The sequence below is a fragment of the Tenacibaculum sp. L6 genome (genome assembly GCF_028823685.1).
GTDB lineage: Bacteria > Bacteroidota > Bacteroidia > Flavobacteriales > Flavobacteriaceae > Polaribacter.
In genome coordinates, this window is the sequence record NZ_JAPEHZ010000021.1 from 23812 (window position 1) to 32793 (window position 8982).

The following is an 8982-nucleotide window of genomic DNA, read 5'->3' on the forward strand; positions in this document are numbered from 1 at the left end:
AATGAAAAAATACATTGCTCTATTCTTACTTATAGCAGGTTTAACAGCTTGTGAAAAAGATGATTTTTGTACGCAAAATCCTGTGACACCAAATTTAGTACTACGTTTTTATGATAAAGATGCCACTAATGATCTGAAAACTGTAGAACGTTTATCTGTCATTGCTGAAGGAAAAACAGATAGTCTTTTTACAAATGCCAACAATGATAGCATTGCTATTCCTTTAAATAGTTTATCTCAAAAAACAGTATATACCTTAAAAATGAATGATGTAGATGGTAATACTGCCAATAATCAAACCGCTACACTAACTATTGAGTACAATCCTGAAGATGATTTTGTATCTCGCTCGTGTGGTTTTAGAGTTATTTATGAAAATGTTACTTTAGATCATACAGGTTGGATAGACAGTTTATCTACCAAAGAAATTCCTTTAATCGACAATCAATCCAGAGCTCATGTACAAGTATTTCATTAGTTTATGTTTCGCTTTTGTGTTTATAAACGGTTATTCGCAACAAAACACATCTGAAGAAAAATCCGAAGAACAAAAAGACACCATTACTTATAAAACAGGATATGGTTTACGTCTTGGAATTGATGTTAGTAAACCCGCACTTGCTATTGTTGATAAAAGTTATAGTGGTTTTGAACTTGTAGGTGATTATCGCCTCTCAAAAAAATGGTATGTTGCTGCGGAAATAGGACATGAAGATGAAACTACTTTTGAAGATTTTTTATCGTCTTCTGCCAAAGGAAACTACATTAAAATTGGAGCTAATTACAACGCTTATGAAAATTGGCTTGATATGAACAACGAAATTTTCGTTGGTATGCGTTACGGTTTTGCTATGTTTGATCATTCACTAAACAGTTACAAACCTAATGTTTCTTCAGGAACAGAAAACCTTCCTCCTTACTTTCCTTCTAACCCTGTGGAAACTCCTGTTACAGATTCTGGATTAACTGCTCATTGGACTGAATTACAACTAGGTATAAAAGCAGAAACTTTTAAAAACCTGTTCGTAGGTTTTAGTTTTTCGTATAAAATTATGTTAAGTGTCGATGACCAAAAAAACTTTAAAACCTTGTACACTCCTGGTTTTAACCGTGTTTTTGAAAGCAATACTGGTTTCGGATTCAACTATACAATTTCCTACCTAATCCCTTTTGTTAATAAATAAATTATCAACACACACTTGATTTCACTAACTTTACAGCTTGAATAATAAAACTTATTAACAATGAATAAAATTCCAAGCGTAAATTTAGCCGACTTTTTATCGGATGATGCAGAAAGAAAACAAAAATTCATCAACGAGATTGGTGACGCTTATGAGAATATAGGATTTGTAGCATTAAAAGGACACTTTTTAGACGATCAATTAGTAGATAACTTATATGCTGAAATCAAGAAGTTTTTTTTTTTGATTTACCTACTGAAGTAAAAGAAAAATACGAAATTCCAGGTATTGGAGGTCAAAGAGGATATGTTTCTTTTGGTAAAGAAAGTGCAAAAGGAAAGAAAGAAGGAGATTTAAAAGAATTTTGGCACTTTGGTCAGTATGTTGATGCTGATTCAAAATACGCAAAAGAATATCCAGAAAATGTAGAGGTTAAGGAGTTACCTGAATTTAACAAAGTAGGTAAAGAAGCTTACCAAATGTTAGAAAAAACAGCTAAATATGTTTTACGTTCTTTAGCATTGCATTTAGGTTTAGAGGAAACTTACTTTGATAACTATATCAAAAACGGAAACAGTATTTTACGTCCAATCCACTACCCTCCTATTACTACAGAACCTAAAGGAGCTGTAAGAGCTGCTGCTCATGGTGATATTAACTTAATCACCTTATTAATGGGAGCTCAAGGAAAAGGATTACAAGTTCAAAACCATAAAGGAGAATGGATTGACGCTATTGCTGAACCAGATGAATTAATGATTAATGTTGGTGATATGTTATCACGTCACAGTAACAACAGATTAAAATCTACCATTCACCAAGTAACAAACCCTCCTAAAGAATTATGGGGAACTTCTCGTTACTCAATTCCATTTTTTATGCACCCAGTTTCAGACATGAAATTAGATGTTTTAGAAAATTGTATTGATGAAAACAACCCAAAACAGTTTGAAGATATTACTGCTGGTGAGTTTTTAGATGAACGTTTACGTGAATTAGGATTGAAAAAATAAATCTAATGGATTTACAAGATCAATTAAAAAACCTTTTCCCTGATCATCAATTTGAAGAAAAACCTATTGAAGAAAAACCTGATATCTGGCTTCAAGATGATCCTATTTTATGCAAATATGAAAAGCGAAAAGGGAAACCAGTTACAATTATAGACGGATATAACGGAGCTACCGAAGATTTCAAGAAATTAGCAAAAGAAATTAAAACCAAACTAAGTGTTGGTGGTAGTTTTAAAGATGACCAAATCATCATTCAAGGTGATTATAGAGATACTATAATGCAGCTTTTAAAAGATAAAGGATTCAACGTAAAACGCGTTGGTGGATAAACAAAAAAATGTCAGGAATTTGATTCCTCGACATTTTTTTTATATTTACAACTTTTTGTAAAATGTTAAAAATCAACCAATAAATAATAACGTATAAAATAATCCGTTTATTTTATACAATAAAGAAATCAATTAATTCCCCAAAAATTATGAAACATTCTTTATTACACATAACTAATGGAGACCACACCACTCAAAGACTTCAAAAATTAACTATTGAAGGCGATATTATTACTTGGCGTGAAATGTTATGTGAAGGAAAAACTTCTGTCGATGTTGGAAGTGAAAACTTTTGGAAAATCCGCTTCGACTTTTTAAAAGATTCCTATAAAATCACTAAAAAGAAATTCATCGATTACACTTTAAAAGAATACAGAAATCTTTGTAATCAAAAACAACAAGATGAAATTGTTTTATGGTTTGAATATGATTTGTTTTGTCAAATAAACATGGTTGCTGTAATTAGTTGGTTAAAACGTTATCGTTCTGGCCACAAAGTATCTCTAGTTACAAGCGGTAAAATTCAAGGAGAAGAAAAATTATTCGGCTTAGGAGAATTATCTGAAACACAATTACAACAACATTTTGAAAACAGAATAGAACTAACTAACGACGATATTGAATATGCTGATTATATATGGCAACTATATTGTTCTGACAGTCCACTTCCTCTTGAAAACGCTCATAAATTCAATCCAAAATCACCTTTTGTTTACTTAGAAAGTGCCATTAAAGCGCACTTACTTCGTTTTCCTTCAATTGAAAATGGATTAAATCACTTAGAAAACAACATATTAAAAATAGCTAACGAACATAATTTTGCAAATCAAAACGAATTAGTTGGCTATATGTTAACGCATCAAGAAAATTATGGATTTGGCGACAGTCAATATTTTCATAAGCTAGATGAATTAAAAAAACTATTTACTTCTTTTGACCCTGTTAAATTAAGCAAGACAGGAAAAAAGGTATTGCAAAACCAAACCAATTATTATGCTAAAATTCGTTCTGATTTTTCGTATCTTGGTGGCGCAAAAAAGTACAGCTATCTCTATGTAAACTCTACCGATAAGCTGTTAAAAATTACATCATAAATGAGTATACAACATTCTGAGCTCATCTTAAATCCAGATGGTAGTATCTATCATTTGAATTTAAGACCTGAACATATTGCTACCGATATCATTTTCGTTGGTGATCAATATCGTGTGGATAAGGTTACGAAACATTTTGACACTATAGAATTCAGTACCCAAAAAAGAGAATTTAAAACTACGACCGGTACCTATAAAGGAAAACAAATTTCTGTTATTTCTACAGGTATAGGACCTGATAATATTGATATTGTTTTAAACGAGTTAGACGCTCTTGTAAACATCGATTTAAACACGCGTGAAGTAAAAGAAAACCACACCCAGTTAAACATTACAAGAATTGGAACTTCTGGTTCTTTACAGAGTGATATTCCCGTTGATAGTTTTTTATTAAGTTCTCATGGGTTAGATTTAAACGGACTACTTCAATCTTATCAAGTGGATGAAATTTCACATCCAGATATAGAAGAAGCTTTTATAAAGCATACCAATTGGAGTGCTAAAAAATCATACCCTTTAATTGTTTCTAATGGAAAAGCTTTAGAAGACAAATTAATATCTAACAAGGTATATAAAGGAATTACAGCTACCGCTGGTGGTTTTTATGGTCCTCAAGGACGTGTTTTACGCTTACCTTTACAAGACCCCGATTTAAATAAGAAGATTGATAGTTTTAACTATAACAACAATCGAATTACCAACCTTGAAATGGAAACTTCTGCCATTTACGGATTAGCCAAATTATTAGGTCACAATGCAGCCTCGATGAACGCTATTATTGCTAATAGAGCCAATGGAACGTTTAGTGAAGATCCGTATAAAGTAGTGAATGATTTGATTGTATATACCCTAGATAAATTAGTTGAATAAATGTTTGATGGAGAGGAAGCTTTTAAATTTCATATTAGGTTTCAAGATATCTTTAAGTTTGAAAGATTAATGCTCGAAAACAATATTCAGTTTCATAATGAACTAGAACATTTATCTGAATCAAGGTCTAATAAATATTATATTAGAAATTCTGACAGAAAAAAGTTTGATGCTATTTGTGTAAAAAATCAACTTGAAATCTATTTAGATTCATTGCCTAATATTGAAACTAGACTTCCTAAATTTACATCTAATTCACTTTTTACAGTATTAATCTCTGTATTATTAATATTTTTAATAATTATTATTTTAATTATTTCATGATAAATTTAAGAATAGGTGGTGTACCAGAGCACTTTAATTATCCATGGTACATTACGTTGAAAAATAAAGAATATACTAAAGAAGGTATCAACTTGCGTTGGCAAGATTACCCTGGAGGTACAGGTGCGATGGCAAAAGCGTTACGTTCTGGAGAAGTTGATATCGCTTTAGTGCTTACTGAAGGAATTATAAAAGATATCATCAACGGTAATCCTTCAAAAATTACACAAACCTTTGTAAAAAGTCCTCTTATTTGGGGGATTCATGTAGGTGCAAATTCTAAATTCAAAACCATTTCCGATTTAGAACATGCTACGGTAGCTATTAGTCGATTTGGATCTGGCTCACAACTTATGGCCATTGTGAATGCTCATAATAATGGTTGGGATGTTAGTAAACTAAAATTTAAAGTAGTTGGCGATTTACAAGGAGGAATTGACGCTTTAACAAATGGTGACGCTGATTATTTTATGTGGGAGCATTTTACTACAAAGCCTTTAGTAGATAACGGTACTTTTAGACGTGTTGGCGACTGCCCTACACCTTGGCCTTGTTTTGTGATTGCTGTTCGTGATGAAATTTTAGAAAATCACTTCGAAGAGGTAAAAAAAGTACACGATATTATTAATAGTTGTACTAAAGACTTTAAAGATTTTGACAACATCGATGAAGTTCTTGCTAACAGATATGAACAACAATTAGAGGATATCCAAGAATGGTTATCTATTACTGAATGGAACGATGGAAAACCGATTAGCGAAGATTTAATTTCTACTATACAAAATAAAATGGTAGAGTTTAACGTTATTGAAAAGAAGGAAAATTCTGGTGACTTAATCAGAAATATGTATATTTGATTTTCAGAAAACAAAAAACAATCAAGCTACCCTGTTTAAAATAGTCATTATACATTCAATAAATTGACTATTTTCAATAGTAAAGCTTACACAAAGTGCCTAATTTAATTAAGGTACAACTATTAAAAACGATAAAAACAAACACATGAAAAAAGTAGTATTTATTGCAATTTGTACTGTTAGTTTATTAGGTTTTTCTTCTTGCGGAAGTACTAGTCCTTGTGGTTTAGCCAAAACTGATCAAAACAAACAAAAACAACATCAACAACAAGAGATAGTAGTTGCAGATGCAACTGAAATAGCAATCGCTGAATAAGTTGATGTTTCTTTATTCAAATTCAATAAATCCGCTTTTTTAGGCGGATTTTTTTGTTTAATTCTTCTCTTTCAGCATTGGTACAAACCTAAAATCGCCCAGCTCATGCTTTTCAAATTCTTTGGGTGATTTTCTTATAAACAAGGTCATTACTTGCTCTTTGTCTCCAACAGGAATTAACAACCTACCTCCTACTTTAATTTGCGCCAATAACGGTTTAGGAACGTACGGAGCTCCAGCAGTTACAATAATTTTATCAAAAGGAGCTTCTTCTGGTAAACCTTTATAACCGTCTCCAAAAATAAAACGCTTTGGTCTATACCCTAGTTTAGGTAAAAACATAGAAGTTTTCTTAAACAATTCGTGCTGGCGCTCAATCGAGTATACTTCTGCTCCCAACTCTAACAAAACTGCTGTTTGATATCCAGATCCTGTACCAATTTCCAATACTTTTTCACCAGGCTGTATCTCTAAAACTTCCGATTGAAAAGCTACCGTATAAGGTTGAGAAATGGTTTGCTCTGCAGCAATAGGAAAAGCTTTGTCTTGATACGCATGTGCTTCAAAACTACTATCCATAAACAAATGTCTTGGTATTTTACGAACTGCTTCTAATACTTTAGTATCAGTAATTCCTTTTACAGCTAAAACGTTTGCTAATTGATTTCTAAGTCCTTGGTGTTTGGTTGTGTCTTTCATTTATATTCCCTCCTAATACAAACAGTATTCTATATAAATATAGGATGTTTATTTTATTGTAACTATCGCCAACTTTCATGTAAAAGTTTGGCTGATCATAAAATTTCGAGAGGCTAAAAGTAGTAATAAATATGTATAAAAGTGTATCTTTGTTAGCGTTGTTTAAAACGGTAAGGCTGTTTATTTAGGTAAACATTTATCAATCATTCGAATAAAGAAAGCTTTCTTCCTACAAACAACAATACTTTTCAATAACTAAACAGATAAGAATGTTAAAAGCTGGAGTTTTAGGCGCAGGTCATTTAGGAAAAATCCATTTGCGTTTGTTACAACAATCAGAAAAATACGAGTTAGTAGGATTTTATGATCCTTTTACTGAAAATGCACAAAAAGTAGCCGATGAATTTGGTTATAAATTATTCAATTCTGTAGAAGAATTAATAGATGCTGTAGAAGTGGTAGACATTGTTACCCCTACACTTTCTCACTTTGATTGTGCTAAACAAGCCATTGAAAAAGGAAGACATATTTTTATTGAAAAACCAATTACCAATACCGTACTAGAAGCAGAAGCTATTAGAACCCTTGCAAGTCAACACCATGTTCGTGGACAAGTAGGACATGTAGAGCGTTTTAACCCTGCTTTTACTGCTGTAAAAGATATGATAGACACGCCAATGTTTATTGAAACACATCGTTTGGCAGAGTTTAACCCACGAGGAACGGATGTACCTGTTGTGTTAGATTTAATGATTCATGACATTGATATCATTTTATCGGTAGTAAACTCAAAAGTAAAAAGTGTTCATGCTAGTGGTGTATCAGTAATTTCTGAAACTCCTGATATTGCTAATGCTCGTATTGAATTTGAAAATGGTTGTGTTGCGAACCTAACAGCAAGTAGAATTTCGATGAAAAACATGCGTAAGAGCCGTTTTTTCCAAAGAGATGCTTATATCTCGGTAGATTTCTTAGAGAAAAAGTCGGAAGTTGTTAGAATGAAAGATGTACCAGAAAAACCTGATGAGTTTGCTATGATTTTACAAAATGCTGAAGGAGTTAAAAAGCAAATTTATTATGATAATCCTGAAGTCGTGGCTAACAATGCCATTTTAGATGAGTTAGAATCATTTGCTGATGCAATTCATAACGACACTACACCTATCGTTTCCTTACGTCAAGGTACAGAAGCTTTGCGAGTAGCACATCAAATTATAGACTGTTTTTAACATAAAGTAACAAGAAACAACCGCGTTAGGGATTGCAGTGAAAATCCTTTTTTGTTATTCGGAGTGAATCGAAGAATAACAAAAAAGATTGTAGCGGAAAGCCCGCCCCAGAGGGGAACGCCCATAATAAATACCATAAAACACAACAAACATGAAAAATATCGCCGTAATTGGAGCAGGAACAATGGGGAACGGAATTGCGCATACGTTTGCTCAATTTGGATACAATGTTCAACTTATCGACATTTCGCAAGCTGCCTTAGATAGAGGTATAGCAACCATTACTAAAAACTTAGACAGAATGGTAGCGAAAGAAAAAATTACTGAAGACGATAAAAATAATACCTTAAACAATATTACTACCTTCACTTCTATTAAAGATGGTGTACAAAACACTAGTTTAGTTGTTGAGGCAGCTACTGAAAATGTAGATTTAAAATTAAAAATCTTTAAAGATTTAGATGAAGTTTGCGACGAAGAAACCATTTTAGCAACTAATACCTCATCTATTTCAATTACTCAGATTGCTGCGGCTACCAATAGACCAGAAAAAGTAATTGGGATGCACTTTATGAATCCTGTGCCAATTATGAAATTGGTTGAAATTATTAGAGGATACAACACTTCTGATGAAGTAATGAATTTTACGGTTGATTTAACTAAAAAAATCAATAAAGTTCCTGTTGAAGTAAATGATTATCCCGGTTTTGTTGCCAACCGTATTTTAATGCCAATGATTAACGAAAGTATTGAAACTTTATACAATGGTGTTGCTGGTGTTGCTGAAATTGATACTGTAATGAAATTAGGAATGGCGCACCCAATGGGACCATTACAATTAGCTGATTTTATTGGATTAGATGTTTGTTTATCTATCTTAAACGTAATGTATGACGGATTTAAAAACCCTAAGTATGCTCCATGTCCGTTATTAGTAAACATGGTAATGGCAGGTAAATTAGGTGTAAAATCTGGTGAAGGTTTTTACGATTATTCTGAAAGTAGAAAAGCTGAGAAAGTAGCGAAGATGTTTTCGTAAACTTTAGCTTATAACCATAAAAAAAAGG

Annotated in this window: 11 protein-coding genes and 1 pseudogene; 11 read left to right on the plus strand and 1 reads right to left on the minus strand. The window is 32.3% G+C overall.

Going from position 1 to position 8982, the window contains the following annotated elements; translation table 11 throughout:
- Nucleotide 1 precedes the first annotated feature (1 nt).
- The 9 genes and pseudogenes from OU788_RS06025 to OU788_RS06065 all read left to right on the plus strand — a co-directional run bounded on the left by OU788_RS06025 (nucleotide 2) and on the right by OU788_RS06065 (nucleotide 5987).
- A complete protein-coding gene (locus tag OU788_RS06025) occupies nucleotides 2-478 on the plus strand; it encodes a DUF6452 family protein (RefSeq protein WP_274634321.1) in 477 nt (158 codons plus the stop codon).
- A complete protein-coding gene (locus tag OU788_RS06030; RefSeq protein WP_274634322.1) occupies nucleotides 459-1184 on the plus strand; it encodes a DUF6048 family protein in 726 nt (241 codons plus the stop codon). The genes OU788_RS06025 and OU788_RS06030 overlap by 20 nt, the downstream gene beginning before the upstream one ends.
- A gap of 60 nt (nucleotides 1185-1244) precedes the next feature.
- Nucleotides 1245-2197, plus strand: a pseudogene (locus OU788_RS06035) (isopenicillin N synthase family dioxygenase).
- A gap of 5 nt (nucleotides 2198-2202) precedes the next feature.
- Nucleotides 2203-2526 (plus strand): translation initiation factor, encoded by a 324-nt coding sequence (locus OU788_RS06040; protein ID WP_274634323.1) that lies wholly within the window; start codon nucleotides 2203-2205, stop codon nucleotides 2524-2526.
- A gap of 149 nt (nucleotides 2527-2675) precedes the next feature.
- Nucleotides 2676-3620, plus strand: a complete 945-nt coding sequence (locus OU788_RS06045; protein ID WP_274634324.1) for a DUF1835 domain-containing protein — start codon at nucleotides 2676-2678, stop codon at nucleotides 3618-3620.
- Nucleotides 3621-4490, plus strand: coding sequence for a nucleoside phosphorylase (locus tag OU788_RS06050; RefSeq protein WP_274634325.1), 870 nt, complete (start codon nucleotides 3621-3623; stop codon nucleotides 4488-4490).
- Entirely contained in the window at nucleotides 4491-4814 is a 324-nt protein-coding gene (locus tag OU788_RS06055) for a hypothetical protein (RefSeq protein ID WP_274634326.1), read from the plus strand.
- Nucleotides 4811-5671 (plus strand): substrate-binding domain-containing protein, encoded by an 861-nt coding sequence (locus tag OU788_RS06060; protein WP_274634327.1) that lies wholly within the window; start codon nucleotides 4811-4813, stop codon nucleotides 5669-5671. Before OU788_RS06055 ends, OU788_RS06060 begins: the two co-directional genes overlap by 4 nt.
- Nucleotides 5672-5816: 145 nt before the next feature.
- Nucleotides 5817-5987 carry a hypothetical protein gene (locus OU788_RS06065; protein WP_274634328.1) on the plus strand — a complete coding sequence of 57 codons (171 nt, stop codon included), beginning with the start codon at nucleotides 5817-5819 and terminating at the stop codon, nucleotides 5985-5987.
- Between the two features lie 57 nt (nucleotides 5988-6044).
- Here OU788_RS06065 and OU788_RS06070 read toward each other — a convergent pair whose 3' ends face one another.
- Nucleotides 6045-6686 carry a protein-L-isoaspartate(D-aspartate) O-methyltransferase gene (locus OU788_RS06070; RefSeq protein WP_274634329.1) on the minus strand — a complete coding sequence of 214 codons (642 nt, stop codon included), beginning with the start codon at nucleotides 6684-6686 and terminating at the stop codon, nucleotides 6045-6047.
- A gap of 269 nt (nucleotides 6687-6955) precedes the next feature.
- Here OU788_RS06070 and OU788_RS06075 point away from each other — a divergent pair, with 269 nt between their 5' ends.
- Both OU788_RS06075 and OU788_RS06080 read left to right on the plus strand, forming a co-directional pair.
- On the plus strand, nucleotides 6956-7915 hold the full coding sequence (locus OU788_RS06075) for a Gfo/Idh/MocA family protein (RefSeq protein ID WP_274634330.1): 960 nt from the start codon (nucleotides 6956-6958) through the stop codon (nucleotides 7913-7915).
- Between the two features lie 151 nt (nucleotides 7916-8066).
- Complete coding sequence (locus OU788_RS06080) at nucleotides 8067-8954, plus strand: 3-hydroxybutyryl-CoA dehydrogenase (protein ID WP_274634331.1); 888 nt, start codon at nucleotides 8067-8069, stop codon at nucleotides 8952-8954.
- Nucleotides 8955-8982 lie beyond the last annotated feature (28 nt).

What these genes read in the sequence shown, in the direction of transcription:
- OU788_RS06050 (WP_274634325.1), top strand. Translation starts at nt 3,621, where the DNA reads ATGAGTATACAACATTCTGAGCTCATCTTAAATCCAGATGGTAGTATC.
- OU788_RS06065 (WP_274634328.1), top strand. Translation starts at nt 5,817, where the DNA reads ATGAAAAAAGTAGTATTTATTGCAATTTGTACTGTTAGTTTATTAGGT.
- OU788_RS06070 (WP_274634329.1), bottom strand. Translation starts at nt 6,686, where the DNA reads ATGAAAGACACAACCAAACACCAAGGACTTAGAAATCAATTAGCAAAC.
- OU788_RS06040 (WP_274634323.1), top strand. Translation starts at nt 2,203, where the DNA reads ATGGATTTACAAGATCAATTAAAAAACCTTTTCCCTGATCATCAATTT.
- OU788_RS06075 (WP_274634330.1), top strand. Translation starts at nt 6,956, where the DNA reads ATGTTAAAAGCTGGAGTTTTAGGCGCAGGTCATTTAGGAAAAATCCAT.
- OU788_RS06030 (WP_274634322.1), top strand. Translation starts at nt 459, where the DNA reads ATGTACAAGTATTTCATTAGTTTATGTTTCGCTTTTGTGTTTATAAAC.
- OU788_RS06080 (WP_274634331.1), top strand. Translation starts at nt 8,067, where the DNA reads ATGAAAAATATCGCCGTAATTGGAGCAGGAACAATGGGGAACGGAATT.
- OU788_RS06045 (WP_274634324.1), top strand. Translation starts at nt 2,676, where the DNA reads ATGAAACATTCTTTATTACACATAACTAATGGAGACCACACCACTCAA.
- OU788_RS06060 (WP_274634327.1), top strand. Translation starts at nt 4,811, where the DNA reads ATGATAAATTTAAGAATAGGTGGTGTACCAGAGCACTTTAATTATCCA.
- OU788_RS06055 (WP_274634326.1), top strand. Translation starts at nt 4,491, where the DNA reads ATGTTTGATGGAGAGGAAGCTTTTAAATTTCATATTAGGTTTCAAGAT.
- OU788_RS06025 (WP_274634321.1), top strand. Translation starts at nt 2, where the DNA reads ATGAAAAAATACATTGCTCTATTCTTACTTATAGCAGGTTTAACAGCT.